Here is a 20,318-nt window from a genome sequence, read left to right on the forward strand (position 1 = left end):
GCGTCGGCGGGTCGAGACGGGTGCGCGCCCGGCGCGTAGTGGCCCCTCATACCCGCACCGAGATCGCTGCGGACAGGGTCCCGGCGACCTTGTCGAGGAACTCACCGATCAGCGGCCCCGCGGTAGGGGTCGCGGGGAAACGGGTGCGCAATGCGAGCCCGTCGTCGGTGCGGGTGAACCACAGCTGCACGTCGTCCAACGGCGCACTGCGGCTGAGCTGAGCCGGATTTCGGGGGACCATCCGGGTGGTGTCGCTGCGCGAACCGCCCGGTAGTCGCCGGTAATCGGTGTAGGAGACGCTGAACAGATCCCGCCTGGTCCAGCGCAGATCGTTACCCATCGCGGCAAGCACCCGGTTCGCCGGAACCTGGGCCAGCCGCTGTCCAGACCGGACCGCGTCGTCGGCGGCCTGTGCGGTCGCGCAGAAGTCGTGCGCCACCGGCACATGCGCGGGCGCGTTCGACACCAGCCAGCCGAAGGTGTTGTGGTGCCGCGGCTCTCGCCGCGTGTGCACCGGAAACACCAGGTCGATCCCGCTGCGCCCACCGAGTTCGGCCGCGGCCATCGCGACCGCGGCCAGCAGCGCGGCGAACATCGAATACCCGTCGGCCCGCGACTTGCGATGCAGCGCGTCGGTGGCCATCGAGCCGAGCAGCAGGCGCACATCGCTGCCGAAGGGAGCCACCGACCCGGACGGCAACCCGAGATCGAGCGGGAAGTGCGGCAGGTCGTTGCCCGCGGCGTGCAGGAAGTCGCGCCACGAGCGGATCAGCGGACCGGTGACCGCCGCCGGAATGGCGGCTTCCCTGGCCGAGTAGGACAGGAAACTGCCCGGCTCGGGCAGCCGGTCGGCGGCCGCGACCGCACCGTCGTTGCCGTCCTCGCAGGCGGCCCGGTACAGCTCGTCCAGTTCGGCCACCGCGATGGTGATCGACCAGGCATCGCAGACCGCGTGATCGAATCCGCACACCACGGTGGAGGTTTCGGGCCTGCTGATCGCGCCGAGGAAATACGGCGCGAAGGTGAACGGCGAGCACGCCTGGTCGAGCCGGCCGCCGAGGACGGTGCGCAGGTCCTCGGCGGTCACGGTATCGACGGCAGGCTGGGCGACGAGCCGAATGTCGCTGTCCACCACCACGTGCACCGACGGCGGTTTGCCGTCGGCCGGCGGTTCGAAACTGCAGTGCAGCGCGTCGTGGCGCGGCAACCACACCGAGAACGCCGTCTGCAGCGCGGATTCGTCGATCGGGCCCGCCACGTCGAAGGTGGCGGCGAGCCAGGTGGTCGGCCCGCCCGAGGACAGGTGGATCGCCTGGTTGGCGGAGGGCGGTGTCGCGTCCGGTGTCGGACCGGGCTCGGCGAGCGCGGTCCATTCGAGCAGGGTGCCCGGTGGTGCATTCAGTTGGTCGAGAAAAAGCAACTGCATCATGACCTCGCGAGAGCTGGTGCGGTGACCGCGAAATCGCCGGTGGCGGCGATGGCGCGCAAGGTGGTGCGGATCTGCCCGAGATAGTCGGCGGCCGACTTGTGCGCGACCGGCGTGTCCGGGTACATCATCGTGACGTGCAGCCGCTCCACCTCACGGTTGAACCAGATCGGCGAGGTCTGCCCGATCTTGCTGCGGGAGCCGAGACCGTTGATCCCGGAGACGCCGGGCATCGCGGCCTCCAGCGCCGGACCGGACACGGCGCGCATGTCCAGGTAGGACACCCACGGCCAGTCCGTCGTGACCGGCAGCGGTGATCCGGTGAGCACGGCTGCCCGATCGAGCGCGGCATGGATCGGGACGTTCGACAGCGGCTTGGTCCAGTCCAATGCGACACCGGCTCGGCCGATCAGGTCGGTGAACCGATGCGCGCCCTCGAGATCGAACGCGATCGGCATCAGGTTGATGAACCAACCCTGCGCGAGCTGATACTGCGGCTCGCTCCGGGTGCCGACCACGTTCATGCCCAGATAGCTTGTCCGGCCTGCTAATTCGAGCTCGGCGAGGGCGACCGCGGCGTACAGCCCCGCGGAGAACGAACCGCCTGCGTTCTTGCATGCCGCGGCGAACGCGTCGATTTCGGCCGCATCGAGCATGTCGACCTTGGTGCCGAAGCTGTCGGCCACCTCGCCGGGCGCGAGGCCCAGCTCGATCGGCAGCTGGCGGACCTGATGCCCCTTCTCGGCAAGCAGGCCGGCCAGCTGCTCCAGCTCCGGCGGCCGCGCGGCGACGGCGGCGCGCTCGGTCCGCGCGAACTCGACGAAGCTGCCGACCGGCGGCAGCACCGGCTCCTGACCGGTGCTGAACGCCGTGTAGAGCGCGTGGAATTCGTAGGTGGACGTGAGCACCGACATGCCGTCGGTGAACGCGTGGTCGGCGCTGTAGACCACGGTGAATCCGTCCGCACCATGGTCGATCGCGCAGCAGACGATCGCAGGCCAGCGCGTCGGATTGGCGTTGGCCTTGAACTTCGCGACCAAGGTGTCGCGGAGCTCGCCGCTGTCGGTGAAGGTGGCCAGGGTGTGGGTTTCCAGGTCGACCGCCGCCGGGTCGAGCAGGTACCTGGTCAGCGCGAACCCGCCGTCGGACTCGTCGATCCGGAACCACGAACGCAAGGTCTCGTGACGCTGCAGGAACGCGATGTAGGTCCGGCGTAGCGCGTCCGCGTCGAGCGGGCGCGCGACCGAGAAGCAGAACGAGAGCTCGGAGGCGAGCGGGTCGTTGGTCTGCCTGCGCGCCGACCAGCGGCGGATGTGCGATTCCTGCAGATAGGTCGCGGGAATGTCGGAGGGCGCGGTGGTCGCGGTGGCCGCCTGGCTCGCCGCGGTGGTGGTGAACTCGAGTAGCACGCCGGGTTTCGGCTGCCAGTGTTCGGTGAGGGTCATCTCTACCATGACAGCGGCGCTCCTTCGATCGGACGGATACGGGCATCTCCATAGCGGGTGAACTCGGCGAGCAGGTCGCGCATCCGCAGCACATGCCGGTGGATGTCGCGGGTCGCCTTGGTGGTGCCCGGGTAGCGCATGTTGAGCGTCACGCCGTGCTGTGTGCGGACGAACCAGAAGAAGAACTCGTCGGCCGACACGTTGCGGCTGCGCAGCCAGCGGGTGTTGGTATCGACCCAGGTCGGGGCGGACTGTGCGCCGCGCACGTCCATGTACGACACCATGAACGAGATGCGCGGCCGGGTGCCGAGCAACTCGCAGACCCGGCCGAACGGCACGGTCGCCGCGCCGCGGGTGCGCCGCAGCTCCTCGCCCGCAGGCCGGATGAGCTCGGCGAGGTTACGCGCCGGACCGCAATCCAGCTGGAACGGTGCCAGCCCGACGAACCAGCCGAGCGTGTCCGCCCACTGCGGTTCGGTGCGGGTGTGCAGCGGGATCACCGTGCGGAAATCCCGTCCGGCGCCGAGCTCGGTGGTGGTCACCGCGAACGCGGCCAGCAGCGCCGCGAACAACCCCTGACCCTGTTCCCTGGCGACCACCGCCGCCGCGTCGGCCGCGTCGGCGTCGAGCACCTCGACCGACAGATTGCGCTGCGGCGCCCGGCGCGGCGAGGCCTCGGCGGGACCGGTGAACTCGATCGGCGCCGCGGCCACCTTGCTGAGGGTGCCGCAGGGCAGGGTGTTCTCGGTGTTCTCCGGGAAGAAGGTCTCCCAGGTCTGCACCGCGGGGTTCGCGGCGGTGGCCGCGGTCGCACGGACCCGCTCGTCATGGCAGAAGTCGACGTAGCTGCCGGTATCGCACAGGTCAGCGGACTTGCCCGCGCGGACCGCGTTGTAGAGCGCGTGCAGTTCGCCGCCGGTGGAGACGGTCGAGTAGCCGTCCATGATCGAGTGATCGGCGGCGAACACGACGGTGAAGCTGTCGCGGTTCGCGATGGTCACGGCGACGTAGGAGGGCCACCGCAGCGGCGAGGTTCCGTCGTCGAGTAGCCCGTGTACCAGGCGATATGTCGCCATTGTCGAGGTCGGCGCGCCCGCGTCGACCGGTTGCACCCGGATCTCACCGGGCGGCAAGGTGTACCTTGCCGGCTGGCCGCCCTCGATGGCGACATGCGAGCGCAGACCCTCGTGCCGGTCGATCCAGGCATCGAAGGCGGTACGCCAGGCTTGCGGGTCGAGCGGTCCGTCGATCCGGTAAGCATGACCGAGCCAGTAGTGGCGCCGGTCCCGTATTCTACTGTGTTCCACCGCATCTCGAAGATGATGCTCGTGATTATAGGAAACGGCACGAGTATCTCGCGGCCAGTCGGCCCAGTGCGAAGTGGCTGTCGGGAGCCACTCGATCACACGGCCGCTAGGCAACGGATAATCGGCCAGTTCGATGAATTCCATGACACACCTTCAGCTGCCCATCGGCGATCCCCGTGCGCGGTACGGGAATTGCCGATCCGAATAGTGACAAGAATTTCGGCCTGCATCCGAGAACTTTGTCCGAACGGTTCCGGGACGTCATCGTCGGACCGGAACGAGACAAACTGTAGAAGAAATTCTTGGTGAATGTGTGGGTGAGCCTGATCACCGGTATTTGCCGGAGAAACACGGACAACGGCGTTGCGGGCGGCGCAATGGCCGAGTGCAACGCCGCTGCCAGCGTGAATGTGAAACATTCAATGGTCAGGTAGCTGATAGATTGCTGGACATTGTGTCTCAATGCACCTGGAATTCATCCCAGGTTTGCAAGATCTTTACAGCTCCCGGGCATGAAGCCGGGCTAAACGTGACGTCGGCCGCAGGCCGGTCGGGCGCTCCGGCTCAGCCGCCGAAGGATGACGCCGGTGCCAGCGGCACCACCAGGCTGGACGGCCGCGCTGCGTCCCGGTGCAGCTGTTGGGACGAACCGAGCAAACGCGGCAAATCGGTCGGAATGGGCATAGTGGACGGGAAGGTGCCGCTGGTAATCCGAAGGCGCAGCGCGTGTCCCGGCTCCAACCGGTAGAAGGTCGGGCGAATCTTGACCTCCAGCTTGGTCACCTCGCCGGGCGTCAACAACTGTTCGACATCCTTGCGAATCACGTGTTCCGGCGCGTAGATGGTGCCATCCGTTGCGCGCCAGGTCTTTTCGTCGTTCAGCGTACGCTGGCTCGCCAGCTGCGAGCCGCCGGTGATGTTCACCGCCGAGCCGTCCGGCGCAACATCGTCGAGCCAGACCTGGAAGGCGGCGTCGTTGCTGGTCGAGGACGCGTAGAGGGTGACGCTGCTCGGTCCGGCCAGCACGGTCGGCTCGGTGACCGGGTTCATCGTGTAGCGGCGGCCCGCGGTCGGTTCCTGCACCCACTCGGTACACGGGTTGTAGGCGTTGAACAGGCGGAACAGGAAATCGAACAGCCCGGCGCTGTACTGGCCGAGGCTCTGCCGGTTGCAGATAGTGTCGATGCCGGTGTAGTCCAGGCGATCCGACGCGTCCACGACCGTGGGCGGCTGCGCGACCAGGCGATCGCCGTCGAAGTACCGCTGCTGAATCGCGGCCTGCTCGAACGGGTATCGGGCGGTGGCGACCGCCATGTTGTTCGGGTCGATGACGTGCAGCGGGGTGTCGGTCTTGTCGATGCCGTTCGGAATGTCCTTGAGCCAGCGGTCGAACCAGGCCAGCGTGATCATGTCGGTGTCCAGCCGGGAGCCGGGCCCGAAGCCGAGGCCGACGTGGTACCACGGGCCCATCAGCAGCTGGAACCGGCCGTCGGTGGCCTGGCCCGGCGCCATCGGCGCGAACTGGTCCTTGCCCGCGGCGAGGTTCTGCAGCTGGGAGTAGTTGCGCCACGGGCCTTCCTGATACAGATCCCACAGGCCGCCGACCTGGTACATGGCGATGTCGTTCGCGACGACCTTGTTCAGGTCGGTCTCGAACCGGCGGTCCTGCCAGAACTGACCGTCGTAGGCCAGCGGCCCGCCGCCGTACGCCTCGATCAGCAGCTTGATCGTGCTGTCGGAGGAGACCGCCGCCTGGAGATGATCGACCAGGGTCTTGATGAACATCTGCGGCGAGACCACCGCCGTGATGAACGGACCGAGCAGGCTCAGGTACGGCACCAACACCGAGATGGCGGTGAGCAGGATAGGGCTCATCATGCCGTCGTGGCCGAGCACCTCGTTGAAGATGTTGTTCGGCATGGCCATCGGCACGATCGCCTTCAACGGCGAACCGGGCGACACGGATTCGGCCGTGCGCAGCGCGGACAGCGCGGGGAACGAGTACCCGTACATGCCGACCTTGCCGTTGGAGCCGGGCAGCTTCGCGGCCCAGTCGACCAGTTGAGCGCCGTCCAGGCCGTCCTGCTGCGACGCCGGGTTCCACGCGCCGGTCGAACCGCCGGTGCCGCGCACGTCGGCGATCACCTCGATGTAGCCGCGCCGCACCAGCATGTCCTGGGCGCTGGTGGCCTGGTTGATGATTCGGCGCGCGTCCTTCAGCTGATCCGGCAGCGGGATGTGCAGTGTGTCGATCACGCTGGTCACCGCGGCGGCGAGCGCGCTGGAGACCGCGCCGTAGGTGGTGAAGTTGACGACGACCGGGAAGTCGCCCGCCGCGCGCTGGCCGGTGGCGGGGTCGGTCGGGTAGCGCACCTCGGTCTGCAGCTGGGTGCCGTCGGAGAGCGGAACGATATGTCCGAGTTCGTAGGCGATGCCGTAGCGCTCGGGTGTCGGTTGATAGTCGGCGGGCAGGCCGAAGTTGGCCGGCGCGTTCGGGACCGGGCCCGCGGTGGGTACCGCGTTTGCCGCGGGTGCGAGTTGCAGGATCAGACCGACGGCGGTGATGGCGGCGGCGACCGGCACGGCGCGGCGCGCCCGGAATGCAATTCTCAACTACCTGAACCTTTGCTGGCTATGGTCGAGGCCGGGCGGCTAGCTACCCGTCCGCCGGCCGATACCGCGGTTCGAGTGCCGAAACTGGGCCGCCCGATCCCGGATTGTGTCCGGATGGTCGGCGGCCACGCCTGACCTCATCGTCGTACACAGCACAACGCATAAGCGGGGTGCTCCAACACCGGCAATTCCCAAGGGGATTCGCCGTGTCTTTGGAATAGTGCCTAAAAGTTGTTCGGTCGCAGCCGATTACGGAGCGAATGTCGCGGATTATGGTGCGAACGAGGCGGATTCGAGTCGCCTGGCCAGCCGTGCGGCGGACAGTGTCATCGCGTCGGCGGGCCGATGCGGGTCCAGCCCGGTCAGCTCGTGCACCCGAGAAAGCCGGTAGGTCACCGTATTCCGGTGCACGTTGAGTTGCCGTGCCGTCGCCAGCTGATTGAAACCGCTGTCGACGAACACCTCCAGGGTCTCGGCCAGCATCGGCTGCGCGTCGAGCGGCGCGAGCACCGAGGCCAAGCCCGGCCGGGCCGCGTCGCTCACCGCGACCGTGTACTCGAACTGCAAATCCTGTCTGCGGCACAGGATGTCGCGTCGGGTGAGGCAGCGGCCCAGTTCGGCGAGCACCCGCGCCTCGGCGTACATCGCCGGGATCGCGTCCTTGCTGCGGGCCGCGCCGACACCGACCCAGTAGGGCGGCGGTTCGGCCGGTTCCTGCGCGGGCAGCCGGGAGGTGAGCGCGGACAGCGTGGCCGATCCGTCGTCGCCCGACTGCAGCGGGATCAGCGCGGTCCAGCCGCCCGCGTCCAACCGCAGGAACACGCCGGGAATCGCCTCGACCCGGTGCCGCAGCGCCGACGCCGGTCCGCCGCGGGTGCCGCACAGGCGGAACACCGCGACGAGGAAGGCGTCGGCCACCGGGATCACCGGATCGTTCGCCCACTCCACCGGGTCGCGGCCGGTGAGCAGCGCGTCGGCGATGCCGCGCCTGCGTTCCAGGAGCTCCCAGCGCGGGTCGTGCACCCGCTGGGTGGCCGCGGTGGCGATCCGCGAGACCACCAGCGTGACGTATTGCAGCAGCATGAGGGACGCGTCGAAGAGCAGCTCGCGCTCGGCCGGGGTGGCCGAGGCGCGCAGCCGTTCCCAGATGAACGCCGCGCCGAACCGGTAGCGCTCCAGTACCTCCGGCAGCGGGGTGCCGTCGCGCAACCGGTCCATCGCCAGCTCGACGAGTTCCCTGGTGTCCTCCTCCGTCGGCTCCTCGCCGCGGCGCAGGTACTCGAAGAACAGGTCGACGTTGAGCTTGGTGCCCCGGGCGAAGTCGGTCTCCACCAACGATTGCGGCAGCCGCTGATACGGCGGCAGCGCGGCGTAGAACGCTTCGAGCATCGACGCGGTCCGCCGATGGAGATCGTCGAACACCCGAGTCCGCGATGGCATCATGCTGGTTCTTCTTCCCGGACTTAGGTCGAGTACAAGGTTTCGATGGTATCTGTGTAGCCGTTCGAGATGGGCTTGCGCTTGAGTTTGCCAGTAGCGGTCAGGTAGTCACTGCCGTTCTCCCAGACCTCGGGGAGCACGATGTACTTCCTGATCTGCTCGACCCTGGACAGTTTGCTGTTCGCCGCGGCGATGCCCTGCTCGATGGCGGTCAGGATCTCCGGATCCTTCGACAGCTCCGCGACGGTCTTGCCCGCCAGGTTGTGCCGCTGGGCGTAGGCGGCGGCCAGATCGGGGTCGAGGATCAGCAGCGCGGTGTTGAACGGGCGCTGCTCGCCGATGACGACCACGGTGCCGATCAGCGAGCAGTTGTCGGTGACCGTGTTCTCGATGTTGGCCGGGGACATGTTCTTGCCCGACGCGTTGATGATGAGCTCTTTCTTGCGGTCGATGATCGACAGGTAGCCGTCGCTGTCGATGGTGCCGATGTCGCCGGAGTGCAGCCAGCCGTCGGCGTCGATCGCCTCCGCGGTCTTGGCCGGGTCGTCCCGGTAGCCGCGCATCACCATCTTGCCGCGGATGAGCACCTCGCCGTCCTCGGCGAGCTTGACCTCGGCGCCGGGCAGCACGGTGCCGACCGTGCCGATCTTGACCCGCTCCGGCGGGTTGAGCGTGGCGCCCGCGGTGCATTCGCTCATGCCGTAGCCCTCGCACAGCGGGATGCCGAGCCCGAGGAAGAACTCGTGCACCTCCGGCGGGATGGCGTTCGAGCCGGTGACCGCGATGCGAACCCGGTCGAGTCCGAGTCCGGCGCGGATCGAGGCGAGCACCAGCCGATCCGCGAGCGCGTACTGGACCTTGTCGATGACGCCGAGGGCGTGGCCGTCGGAGGTGGCGCGGGCCTTCTTGCGGCCGACGCCGATCGCCCAGTCGATCAGGCGGCGCTTGACCGGCGACTCGGTGGCGAACCGTTCCTCCAGTGCGCCTTTGACTTTCACCCACACCCGGGGCACGCCGAGGAATACGCTCGGGTGCACCTCCGCCAAAGCCGTTGCCACCTGCTTGAAGTCGGCGACCGTGGTGATCTGGCAGCCCTCGAGCAAGGTCAGGTAGTGCGCGAACCAGCGGTTGGCGGCGTGCGCGTCGGGCAGGTAGGAGATCACCCGGTCGTCCGGGCCACCACCGCCGAATGTGTCCAGGACTCGGGCGTTTTCGATGAAGTTGGTGTGCGTGAGCTCGACACCCTTCGGCGGGCCGGTGGTGCCGGAGGTGTAGACGATGGTGAGCAGGTCGTCGGGCTTGACCTTGCGCCAGGTGGCCTCGAAATCGAAGGTGCCCGCGGTGGCCCGCTCGACGTCGGCGAGCGCGATGGTGCCCTCGGGGGCCTCGTCCACGCAGATCACGTGCTCGACGTGCACGCCCTGCGCGGCGGCCTTGGCGACCGCCTCCAGGATCTTCGGCGCGAACTGGCTCTCGCAGATGACGGCCTTGTTGCGCGCGTTGCTGAACTGATAGACCAGCAGGTCGACCGGGTTGGTGTTGTACACCGAGAACGGTGTCGCGCCGGTGTGCAGGACGGCGGTGTCGCAGAGGTGGAACTCGGGGCGGTTGGTCAGCATGATCGCGACCGTGTCGCCCGGTTCGATGCCGAGGGCGGCGAGGCCGGTCGCGATGGCCCGCACGCGTTCGCCGTACTCCCGCCAGGTGATCGAGATGGCGCCGCCGAGGGTGCGCAGCGCGACCGCGTCCGGGTACTTCGCAACGTTTGATTGGAACGCCGCACATAGCGTGTCCGGGCGGGCGGCCGCCGGGACTGTCGATGAAACCAAGAACCTAACCTCTGCTAGCGAAGGGCTGAGGTCATGCCCCGGTCTGGTGGGGACGGGGATGACCTCATCGTCATCTATCAGCAGAACGCATGAGCGAGTGTGTGCGCTAGCGGCAAACGCGCAGAGTGTGGCGCGCGACATTGTGCACTCGACCAAATTAGGCCCCGGCCAGATCCGGATCCGGTGAGACCGAAGGCGACCTCCAGCCCGTCTGAACGGATGAAGGCCCCCTTCGGTCGGCAAGCCCGAATCGAATGAGGGGCACTTTCGGTCGGTCTGGCGTGCTGAAGGTGCCCTTCGGTCGGGATGGGGTGGGGGTCAGTGGGATGGGTGTGGTTAGCCGCAGGTTGGCCAGGATTGCGGGTGATCCAGCGGCAGACTCGGTGCCGCCATGGCGGCGGCGGTGGTCGGTGCGAAGCAGTTGTTTCCGGCGCTGCCGAGGCGGCCGCCGCCGAAATCGAGCACCGAGCCCGCGCTCAGGGTGCTGTCGCTTTGACCAAGGACGACCGGGCCCGCGAAGCGTGATCGTTCGATCTTGCCGGTCAGCTCTAGGTCGCCGACGGTGCGGACGTGCAGGTCGGCGACGGTGCTGTCCGCGACGGACGTGTCGGCGATATCGAAACGCATGGTCGCCGTGGCGGGAGCAGGTCCGGCGGGGGAGTAGGCGTACACGCCGATGCCGTCGGCGCTGCAGCGGCTGAGTTGTGCGTTGCGCAGGGTGAGTGCGGTGGTGTTGTCGCGGCCGAAGCTGGCCGAGAACAGGCAGCTGCCGAGATTGCCGGGGACCAGCGGGTTGAGCGCGGCGCCGGGGAAATTCGAGCCCGACGCGGTGAGGCCGTCGATGGTCATCACGTGCCGGGCGCCCTCGGCGCTGAGGTTCAGGTTCTGCACGATATCGCCTGGTACATCGAGGAATTCGCTGTCGGTGAGGGTTACCTCGCTGTCCGGGGTGCCGTTGCTGGTGACGAATTCGATGCCGTTGGCGGAGAGGTGGCCGCCGCCGTGGCGATAGCTGTTGCGGTCAATGGTGATTCGCATGCGGGCGCGGTCGGCGGCGTTGACGAAGATGCCCTCGCTGTCGGCGGCGGCGTTGAGTGGGTCGTTCGCGGGGAGTGCGATGCCGCGCTGGGTGTTGCCGCGCAAAGCGGCGGTGAGCGAGGAGGTTCCGGTGCTCTGCAGGCCCATGGCGAGGACGGAGAGTTTGGCGATGCCCTCGTTGATGTTCTGGGTGAGGTTGTCGGTGATGGTGGCGCTGACCTGGGCGGTGCCGGTGGTGCGGACGTCGATGCCGTCGCCGCATGCGGTGTCGTGCACGGTGTTTCGCTCGATGGTGAGAGAGCTTGCGCCGACATCGGAGTCGATCATGATGCCCGCCCAGCCGTTGTTCAGTGCGACCACGTTCGGGGTGACCGGGAGCGACATGCCGAACGGGACGCCGATCATCGGCGGGAAGGGTTGCACGACGAAGCCGTCGTGGCAGGCGCGGTTGGTGGCGGCGACGGTGTTGCCCGCGAGGACCGTCGTGCCGACATTGCGGCCATAGATGCCGCCGCGCTGGGCGCTGGTGATGGTGAGGTCGCGGACTTCCGTGTTCGGTGCCAGCCGAACGGCGTCACCGTCGTTGGCGGCGGTCGTATTGGCCACGGCCGCAACGCTTCCGGGAGCCTCGCGACCGAGCAGATGCTGGCCCGGTTTGAGGGTGATGCCGCCGTCGAGGGCCAGCGGCGCAGCGAGGATGACGATGGTGTCGCCGTCACCCGACGCCTGCTGGACCGCCTGCAACGTGTTGAAAGGCGTTGCCTCCGTGCCATTTCCGCCTGCCGCGGCGGTCGCGCTGACGAACCAGGTCTGGCCCGGGTCGGCGCTCGCGTGCATCGGAGCCGTGGCGACGACGAGCGCGCAGCACAGTGCGCTCGCCGCGGCGAACCGCGGTGACAACAGTGTCATGGGGGCCTTCCAGATCGATCTCGACGATGCCGCGCACCGCCGTGTGATCCAGCCCACCCCATAATCGGACCGCGTGGTATCGGCAGAATCCCGAACCTGCCGCCGATTCTTTGTGCGAACGCCAAGTCCGCACGCCTACTGATCTGACGCACCACGAATCGACCCGCGTGCGGATGTCAAAAGGCGTGCGGCTGGTCCCTCAGGCGACGTCTACGCCGCGCCAGAAGGCCACGTAATCCTTGATCTCAGCCGCCTCGGGTTTCGGATCCGCGTAGTACCAGGCGGCGTCCGGGTTGGTTTGGCCGTCGACGACGACGGTGTAGTAGCTGGCCGTGCCCTTCCATGGGCAGAACGAGTCGGTCTGCGAGGGCTGGAAGAACTCGGTGTGCACGGAATCGGGTGGGAAGTAGTGGTTGCCTTCGACGATGATCGTGTCGTCGCTGCTCGCGAGGACACGGCCCTGCCAAGTTGCCGTTGCCATGTCTTCGATTCTGCCGGAGCGGCCGGAGTGGTCCCAGTGATTAATGGACCTCGGCGGGCTCCAGCGGGTACGGCGGGTCGCCGATGCCGACGATGCGCAGGTTGCCCCAGGGGTCGCGCTCCTGGAGGCGGCCTGCGGTGGGGAAGCGGCCGGGGAGGGTCAGGAAGACCTCGGCGCGGCCGGGATCGGGCAGGTCGGCACCGGTAATCCGGCCGTACCAGTGGTAGCTACCGTCGATGGGGTCGGCGTGGCCGCTGAGGGTGACGGTCACCGGGAGCAGTGACCCGGGGGAGTCGAGCGTGGCCGGGCCCGAATACTCGTGTGCCGGTTCGCGATCCGCGGCAACGGTGAGGTCGTAGTGGCCGGGATCGGGGTGCCGCATGGTGCGCCAATAGGAGACGCTGGAGCCGGGCCAGGCGGCACGGTTGACGCCGTGCTCGTCGAGGTACCAGCTGTTGCAGCCGCCCGCATTCCACACGGTGCCTGCCAGTTTCTGCTGCGTGCGGCGATTGAACTCGTGCTGGGTGGCCGCGCGCACCTCCATCCGGGTGCTGGAGGTCTTGCGCAGCAGTTCGACGCACTGGCGGATGTAGCGGGCCTGCGCCTCGATCATGAAGATGATCGACTGGTGTCCGCCGCCGGAGTTCGGGCCGACGATGAGGAACATGTTGGGGAAGCCGTGCACGGCGACGCCGAGGAAGCCCTCCACGCCGTCGCGCCAAGCCTCTTGCAGGGCAAGGCCGTTGGCGCCGACGATGTGCTGGTCGGCGAACCGGTCGGAGATCTTGAATCCGGTGCCGTAGACGATCGCGTCGAAGCTGTCCTCGGCCCCGTCGACGGTGGCGATACCGGACTCGGTGAGACGCGCGATGGGCGTGGTCACCAGGTCGACGTTGTCGCGCTGCAACGCGGGATAGAAGTTGTTGGACACCAGGATTCGCTTACAGCCGAGCCGATAGTCCGGGGTGAGCCGATCGCGCAGGTCCGGGTCGTGGACCTGGCGGCGCAGGTGCCCGCGGGCGACCGTCTCCACCCGGCGCATCAGCTCCGGGTTCATGAACGCGGGGATCATGGCCTCGTAGCCCCAGTAGACCGCCCAGCGGTAAAGCCGTTGCGCGCCAGGCAGATACCGGAACACTCCGTGCTCCACCGAGGTCAGCGGGCGGTCCGGTTTCGGCACGATCCAGTGCGGGGTGCGCTGGAAGACCGTCACCTGCGCGGCCTCTTTGGCGATCTGCGGCACGAACTGCACCGCACTGGCGCCGGTGCCGATCACCGCGATCCGCTTGCCACGGATGTCGAAGTCGTGGTCCCACTGCGCCGAGTGGAAGCTCTTGCCGCGGAACGTGTCCCGGCCCGCGAACGTCGGCACCGAGGGTTCGTGCAGCGGGCCGGGCGCCATCACGACCATGCGTGGATCGAACTGCCGTCCGTCCGCGAGGCCGATATCCCAGCGGTCGGCCGCGTCGTCGAAGTCGAGGGTCACCACCTCGGCGTGCAGGCGCAGATGCCTGCGCAGGTCGTACTTGTCGACGGTGCGGCGCAGGTAGTCCAGGATCTCCGGCTGCCGGGCGAACATCCGCGTCCACCGCTTGTTCGGCTCGAACGAGTACGAATACATCAGCGACATCACGTCGCAGCCGGCCCCGGGATAGGTGTTCTCCCGCCAGGTGCCGCCGATCTCGTCGGCCTTCTCCAGCACGACGAAATCGTCGATGCCCGCCTTGCGCAGCTCGATGGCCATGCCGAGACCGCCGAAACCCGCACCGACAATGACGATTTCCGGGTTCTCACTCATGCGAGCAGCCCCCGTCGCCGCCAGATCCACTCGCCGACCGGACCGATGAGACCCTGCTTCTGCAGGAACACACCGAGATTCGCGGCGCCGATGCCGAGCGCCTTCTTGGCGTCCGGGTTGCTGGTCGCGATCCGCCGGGCGGCGCGCCCGTCCAAGCCGGCGCGGGTGTACATGTGCCGATTGGTCAGCAGGTAGACGAACAGCGGCGCGGCGACCGCGACACACAGCCTGGTGTAGGCGAGTTCGGCCCGCGACATGCTCGGTACCATCCTGGCCAGCGCGTCCCTGGCGAAACCGATGTGGCGCGCCTCCTCGGTGACGTGGATGCGCATCGCGCGAGAAACCAAGGGCTGCAACTCTGGATCGTCCAGGGTGCGCCGCTGGATCGCGTCGAAGATCTCCTCGCCGACCAGCGCGCCGACCCAGGTCATGGAGCCGCGCAAGAAGATCGGCAGCACGCCGATCGCCATTCGGCCCGCGCGGTGCGGCCAGTACGGCCGGGCCTCGATGCGGTCGATCAGCTTGCCGAACATCATCATGTGCCTGCACTCGTCACCCATCTCGACGAGCGTGTAATGCGAATGCCGGGTGGTCGGGTCGTCGGCCATCAACTCGCGCAACAGGAGTCGGTTCAGCAGGTTCTCGAACCAGATGCCGACCGACAGCACGTTGGCCAGTTCCTGGCGGGACAGTTCGCGCTGTTGCTGCGGCGTCATCGATTCCCACAGCTCGGTGCCGTACAGCGAGACGACCTCAGCGGGGAGGAAGAGTTTGTCCGGATCGAGCGGCGCGTCCCAGTCCAGGTCGACCACCGGGTCGTAGGACTTCTTGACCGATCCGGTCAGTAGGCGCTGCGCGAAGGACTCTTGCGGGATCAGTGCGGCCTCGTTGCCCATGACTGCTCTCCAACATGTCGACTATCCGGTACAAGCTGTCACATTTAGATTAGTGAGACGCACTGTCGCAGTCAACCGTCGTGCGGGTATCGTGATTGGGTGACCACGACCAGCGGAAACCCCGAGCCTCCCGTCGCAGACGGCCGCGCTACCCGCTGGAACGGACATAAGGCACAGCGCCGGGCCGACGTGATCGACGCCGCGATCACCGTCATCGAGGAGCACGGCGTCGAGGTGTCGGTGCAGCAGATCGCCGACCGGCTCGAGCTGCCGCGCCCGGTGGTCTACCGCCATTTCGACGGCCGCACCGACCTGGACGAGCAGATCCGCCGCCAGATCCTGGAATCGCTACTGGCGCAGATCATGCCGAAGCTCGACCCGGAGGGCACCGTGCGCGATGCGGTGCGCGGCGTCATCGGCACCTACGTGCGCTGGGTGGAACGCCACCCGAACCTGCACCGTTTCATCGGCGGCGCTGCGCCCCAGGGGGATTCGTCGCTGGCAGGGGCGCGCGACCGGATCGGCGGCCGGCTGGCCGACCTGTTCGCCATCTGGCTGTCCGGCTTCGGCATCGACCCGGGCCGGGCCCGCCCGATGGCCTTCGGCATCATCGGCTTCGTCGACGGCGTGGTGAACAGCTGGCGCGCTGACCCGGCCACCACCCTCTCCTCGGATCAGGTGGAAGGCATTCTCACCGAATCGGTGCTGGCGCTGTTCGAGGGCAACGCGCGCAGTCTCGGTGTTCCGCTGGAACGAGATGTGGTCGTCGGCGACCTGCTCGCCAGGCCGGAAGCGTTGCGCGTCAAGTAGTTCCGTCAGCCCTGCGGGTCGGTCGGTGCAATTCGACTGCCAGGGCGATCAATTCGGCCACGTAGTCGCCGTCGGTGCGGGCCAGCCGCAGTGCTTCGGGCAGCGGGACGGCGCGCACCTCCAGGATTTGCTCGGCGTCGTCGGGATTGGTCGGCACCGAGTCGAGGACGACGTCGGCGGCACACCAGAGCCAGGCCTTGTGCGGATGCGGCTGCCAATCCCGAAAGGGTGCAGCCAGATTGCTGGTGGCGTAGTGCGCGCCGAGCCAGCGGACCGGGCCGGTAGGGTAGGCGCCTGCTTCTTCGCGGAGCTCGCGGCGCAGGCAGTCCTCGATGGACTCGTCGCGCTCGCGCGTGCCGCCGGGAAGTAGCCAGATATCGCGGTCGTCGCGGCAGAGCACGATATTGTCGCCGACGAAGCAGACGACGTGGATGTTGGTGACCAGTTCGTCGGGTGGGGCAACGGTGGAGAACCGGACGTCCATATCACCCCACGCCCAGTGGGTCGGGGTGTGCAACAACGGATAACGGTCGGCCAAGGTCACCTCATGAAACTACTGGCAGGCGACGATACGTACGAGGGGGATTGTGTTGACTACGCTCATGCCGGTGTCCGAACCTGTGCCCTTGACGAGGCTGCTCGACGACGCGGGGTTACTGTCGCTCGAGCACCGACTACACGTCGAAGAATTGCTGGGTTCGCATCGGTGGCAGGCCGATATGGAGGCGGGGCGGCTCGAATTCGTCGGTGAAGAGCAGACATTCGTGTGTACTGACTTCCATCTGCTCGGCACCGCCGACGCCGAGTCGTGGCTATGGGCATGGGCGAATCCGTGGGGTTTCCCCAAGCCGCTGCTCGCGGTGGCGCGGATGGTGCGCGAGTTCGGCTTTCGCTATGGCGTCGCTGAATTGTGTGCCGCGGAAATGCCGGTCGCGCTCGGCCGGGCGGCACCCGAACCGCACCAGGTGGCGGAGCTGCTGGCCGATGCGGCGAAAGTGATTTCCGGGCATTGGAGTTCGTACTGCGGTGTCACCGACGGCACCTGCGTGGCGTTTCTCGTCGAGCACCCGGCGTTCGAACTGCCGCCGCCCAGCGCGTCGGTGATCGCGCGCGTACTCGCCCATGGCATAGGCGCATTGCCGCTGGTCGACCATCGGCGCGCCACCCAGAGTTACCTGAGCAGGCGCGGCCTGGCCACCGGTTTCCTCGAGGACTATCGCGTGCTCGAATTCAGCGGCTCCGGCCTGGCGGGGTCCATCGAATTCGATGCGGCGGGCGGCGTCGCGAACCTCGATGTTGGCGTGGTCATGGATCGAATCGAGTTGCCGTCGGAGACGAAAACGCAGTCGGCCAACTCGCTTTGAGGCGCCCGATCCTCACGGATCGGGCGCCCGGCTGCGATCAGGCCTTTCCGGCCAGCGCCTGGAAGCTGCGATTCCAGGCCCATTCGACCGGTCCACGCTCGAAGCGACGTAACCAGAAGTGCGCGCCGGTCACGATGATCAGCGCGACCAGCAGGTAGATGCCGACGGTGAACGGCACACGCGCGTCGGGGGAGACGCGCGCGGCGAGCCCGAAACCCCAGCCGTAGCACAGGATCGACGCCACCAGGTTCTGCAGGATGTAGCAGCTGAGCGCGGCGCGCCCGACTTCGGTGAGGCGGCGGCCGACGAACCCGACCCGCGGCCTGCGCAGATAGAAGTGCGCGACCAGGGCCAAAATGCCCAGCGAGACAACAGGTGCGGTGCCGTACCGGGTGACGATGAAGTAGGCGCCGTTGCCCGCGATCCCGGCGATCAGGTCGATCGGCATCGCGACACCGAAGCCGGCGATCATCAGCCACTTGCGCATCCGCGCACCCTCCGGCCGGAAGATCCCGGCCCGAAACAGCCTGGCGCCCAGCAGGAACAACGCCACCGACATGGCGAACACGAACACCGTCTCCGAGCGGAACTCGCCTGCATTCTGCAGCCGGAACACCACCAGGTCCCAGAACGACCCGTCGGCATAGGGATTCGGGTCCAGCGTGCGGGGCGGCGGCGCGGGCCGCGGATGGAACGCCGTGGCCAGCCCGATGGCGGTGAGCATCACCAGATGAATGCTCGCCGCGACGATCAGCCAACGACGTTGCGCGCGTTCACCGGTCGCCAGCACGAACGCGACGAGCAGCCCGGTGACCGCGTATCCCATCAGCACGTCGAACTCCGCGACGAACACGAAGTTCAGCAGCCCGTCCAGCAGCAACAGCCCGGCCCGGATCGGATACTTGCCCGGCCAGCGTCGCCCACCGCGCTGCGCCGAGCCCTGCTGAATGGCCAGCCCGATGCCGAACATGATGGTGAGCAGCCCGAGGAACTTGCCCTGCGCCAGCTGCTGCAACGCCCGCTCGGCCCACAGCCAGCCGGTCGCGGGCTGCTTCAACTCGTCGAGGTAGCCGATCAGCCCCTGCTGGTTGGTCATGATCCAGATGTTGGTGCCGAGCGTGCCGAGGATCGCGATACCGCGCAGCACATCCAGCGCGACCAATCGCGAACGCCCGGCCGGGGGAGCGTCCGCCGCACGATGCCGCGCTGCGGTGCCGACGTGCGGATCGGCGAGAGATTCGGTCATGTCCCGACTATCGCGCCGACCTGCGGCCACGCGGGTCCTCCGGAAGTACCACCCGCGGTATGAGATTGAACGCGACCATGGTCCACCGCGTCGTCACCCGGCCCGGTGCAGGCAGCCCACGGACTCCGCCGGACGATGCCCGTTAGGCTCGACCCTATGCAGCGCATCATCGGAATCGAGGTCGAGTACGGCATTTCGACCCCAACCGAGCCGTCGGCCAACCCGATCCTCACCTCAACCCAGGCCGTGCTCGCCTACGCCGCCGCCGAGGGTGTGCCGCGCGCGAAACGCACCCGCTGGGACTACGAGGTGGAGTCGCCGCTGCGCGATGCGCGCGGCTTCGACCTGAGCCGGATGAACGGACCGGCGCCGGTGATCGACGCCGACGAGGTCGGTGCGGCGAACATGATCCTCACCAACGGCGCCCGGCTCTATGTCGACCACGCCCACCCCGAATACTCCGCGCCCGAGGTCACCGACCCACTGGACGCGGTCATTTGGGATAAAGCGGGCGAGCGGGTGATGGAGGCCGCCGCGCGGCACGCGTCGAGCGTGCCCGGCGCACCGCGCCTGCAGCTGTACAAGAACAACGTCGACGGCAAGGGCGCCTCCTACGGCACCCACGAGAACTACCTGATGAGCCGCGACACCCCGTTCAATCAGATCATCCTCGGGCTCACCCCGTTCTTCGTCTCGCGCCAGGTGATCACCGGTTCCGGCCGGGTCGGCATCGGCCAGTCCGGCGACCACGCGGGCTTCCAGCTGTCCCAGCGCGCCGACTACATCGAGGTCGAGGTCGGCCTGGAGACCACGCTCAAGCGCGGCATCATCAACACCCGCGACGAGCCGCACGCCGACGCGGACAAGTACCGCAGGCTGCACGTGATCATCGGCGACGCCAACCTGGCCGAGATGTCCACCTACCTCAAGGTCGGCACCACCGCGCTGGTGCTCGATCTGATCGAGGCAGGCGAGGACCTGTCCGAATTCCAGCTGGCCCGCCCGGTCACCGCCGTGCACACCATCAGCCACGACCCGACGCTGCGCGCCACCGTCGCGCTCACCGACGGCCGCGAGCTGACCGGCCTTGCGCTGCAGCGGATGTACCTCGACCGGGTGATCAAGTTCATGGATCGCACCGGCAACGACGACAAGCGCGTGCAGGACATCATCGAGAACTGGGCCATGGTGCTCGATCTGCTCGAGCGCGATCCGATGGAATGCGCGAGCCTGCTCGACTGGCCCGCCAAGCTGCGCCTGCTCGAGGGCATGCGCCAGCGCGAGGGTCTCGGCTGGGCCGCACCGAAGCTGCACCTGATGGATCTGCAGTACTCCGACGTGCGGCTGGACAAGGGCCTGTACAACCGCCTGGTGGCCCGTGGCTCGATGAAACGGCTCGTCACCGAGCAGCAGGTGCTGGACGCGATGACCAACCCGCCCACGGACACTCGCGCTTATTTCCGCGGCGAATGCCTGCGCCGGTTCGGCGCCGACATCGCGGCGGCGAGCTGGGATTCGGTGATCTTCGACCTCGGCGGCGATTCACTGGTCCGCATCCCGACGCTGGAGCCGCGCCGTGGCACAAAGGCGCACGTAGGCAAGCTGCTGGACGGCGTGACCTCCGCCGCCGATCTTGTGGAACAGCTCACAACCTGATCACGAGACCGCTATCGACTCGGCCCACATCGGCACGGAATACGACATCGTGTCGGTTCG

General features: G+C 67.5%; 15 protein-coding genes. 3 read left to right on the top strand and 12 right to left on the bottom strand.

Annotation, left to right across the window (positions count from 1 at the left end):
- Window positions 1-46 precede the first annotated feature (46 nt).
- The 10 genes from ACIBK2_RS31780 to ACIBK2_RS31825 all read right to left on the bottom strand — a co-directional run bounded on the left by ACIBK2_RS31780 (window position 47) and on the right by ACIBK2_RS31825 (window position 15,182).
- Entirely contained in the window at window positions 47-1,429 is a 1,383-nt protein-coding gene (locus ACIBK2_RS31780) for a condensation domain-containing protein (RefSeq protein ID WP_396972565.1), read from the bottom strand.
- Complete coding sequence (locus ACIBK2_RS31785; RefSeq protein WP_396972567.1) at window positions 1,426-2,880, bottom strand: condensation domain-containing protein; 1,455 nt, start codon at window positions 2,878-2,880, stop codon at window positions 1,426-1,428. The genes ACIBK2_RS31780 and ACIBK2_RS31785 overlap by 4 nt, the downstream gene beginning before the upstream one ends.
- On the bottom strand, window positions 2,874-4,178 hold the full coding sequence (locus ACIBK2_RS31790) for a condensation domain-containing protein (protein ID WP_396972569.1): 1,305 nt from the start codon (window positions 4,176-4,178) through the stop codon (window positions 2,874-2,876). Before ACIBK2_RS31790 ends, ACIBK2_RS31785 begins: the two co-directional genes overlap by 7 nt.
- Window positions 4,179-4,742: 564 nt before the next feature.
- Entirely contained in the window at window positions 4,743-6,791 is a 2,049-nt protein-coding gene (locus tag ACIBK2_RS31795) for a CocE/NonD family hydrolase (RefSeq protein WP_396972571.1), read from the bottom strand.
- 270 nt (window positions 6,792-7,061) lie between these two features.
- The gene (locus tag ACIBK2_RS31800) at window positions 7,062-8,234 is read right to left on the bottom strand and encodes a PucR family transcriptional regulator (protein WP_396972574.1); all 1,173 of its coding nucleotides are present in this window, start codon (window positions 8,232-8,234) and stop codon (window positions 7,062-7,064) included.
- Window positions 8,235-8,254: 20 nt separating this feature from the next.
- The gene (locus ACIBK2_RS31805) at window positions 8,255-10,060 is read right to left on the bottom strand and encodes an AMP-dependent synthetase/ligase (RefSeq protein WP_396972576.1); all 1,806 of its coding nucleotides are present in this window, start codon (window positions 10,058-10,060) and stop codon (window positions 8,255-8,257) included.
- Between the two features lie 336 nt (window positions 10,061-10,396).
- Window positions 10,397-12,007: a right-handed parallel beta-helix repeat-containing protein gene (locus ACIBK2_RS31810; protein WP_396972578.1), complete on the bottom strand. Its 1,611-nt coding sequence runs from the start codon at window positions 12,005-12,007 to the stop codon at window positions 10,397-10,399.
- Window positions 12,008-12,206: 199 nt separating this feature from the next.
- A complete protein-coding gene (locus tag ACIBK2_RS31815) occupies window positions 12,207-12,488 on the bottom strand; it encodes a DUF427 domain-containing protein (protein ID WP_396972580.1) in 282 nt (93 codons plus the stop codon).
- Between the two features lie 40 nt (window positions 12,489-12,528).
- Window positions 12,529-14,286: a DUF4873 domain-containing protein gene (locus ACIBK2_RS31820; protein ID WP_396972582.1), complete on the bottom strand. Its 1,758-nt coding sequence runs from the start codon at window positions 14,284-14,286 to the stop codon at window positions 12,529-12,531.
- The gene (locus ACIBK2_RS31825) at window positions 14,283-15,182 is read right to left on the bottom strand and encodes a diiron oxygenase (RefSeq protein WP_396972584.1); all 900 of its coding nucleotides are present in this window, start codon (window positions 15,180-15,182) and stop codon (window positions 14,283-14,285) included. Before ACIBK2_RS31825 ends, ACIBK2_RS31820 begins: the two co-directional genes overlap by 4 nt.
- 99 nt (window positions 15,183-15,281) lie before the next feature.
- On the opposite strand from ACIBK2_RS31825, the gene ACIBK2_RS31830 reads away from it, so the two are divergent.
- A complete protein-coding gene (locus ACIBK2_RS31830; RefSeq protein WP_396972586.1) occupies window positions 15,282-15,992 on the top strand; it encodes a TetR/AcrR family transcriptional regulator in 711 nt (236 codons plus the stop codon).
- On the opposite strand, the gene ACIBK2_RS31835 is transcribed toward ACIBK2_RS31830, so the two are convergent.
- On the bottom strand, window positions 15,985-16,536 hold the full coding sequence (locus tag ACIBK2_RS31835; protein WP_396972588.1) for an NUDIX hydrolase: 552 nt from the start codon (window positions 16,534-16,536) through the stop codon (window positions 15,985-15,987). The two genes, ACIBK2_RS31830 and ACIBK2_RS31835, sit on opposite strands and share 8 nt — an antisense overlap.
- Window positions 16,537-16,600: 64 nt before the next feature.
- Between ACIBK2_RS31835 and ACIBK2_RS31840 the strand changes: the two genes are divergently transcribed.
- Window positions 16,601-17,356: a DUF6882 domain-containing protein gene (locus ACIBK2_RS31840; protein WP_396972590.1), complete on the top strand. Its 756-nt coding sequence runs from the start codon at window positions 16,601-16,603 to the stop codon at window positions 17,354-17,356.
- A gap of 37 nt (window positions 17,357-17,393) precedes the next feature.
- On the opposite strand, the gene ACIBK2_RS31845 is transcribed toward ACIBK2_RS31840, so the two are convergent.
- Window positions 17,394-18,602: a DUF418 domain-containing protein gene (locus tag ACIBK2_RS31845; protein ID WP_396972592.1), complete on the bottom strand. Its 1,209-nt coding sequence runs from the start codon at window positions 18,600-18,602 to the stop codon at window positions 17,394-17,396.
- Between the two features lie 156 nt (window positions 18,603-18,758).
- On the opposite strand from ACIBK2_RS31845, the gene dop reads away from it, so the two are divergent.
- A complete protein-coding gene (gene dop, locus ACIBK2_RS31850) occupies window positions 18,759-20,258 on the top strand; it encodes a depupylase/deamidase Dop (protein ID WP_357389339.1) in 1,500 nt (499 codons plus the stop codon).
- Window positions 20,259-20,318 lie beyond the last annotated feature (60 nt).

The sequence above is a fragment of the Nocardia sp. NPDC050175 genome (genome assembly GCF_044459885.1).
Taxonomy (GTDB): Bacteria; Actinomycetota; Actinomycetes; order Mycobacteriales; family Mycobacteriaceae; genus Nocardia.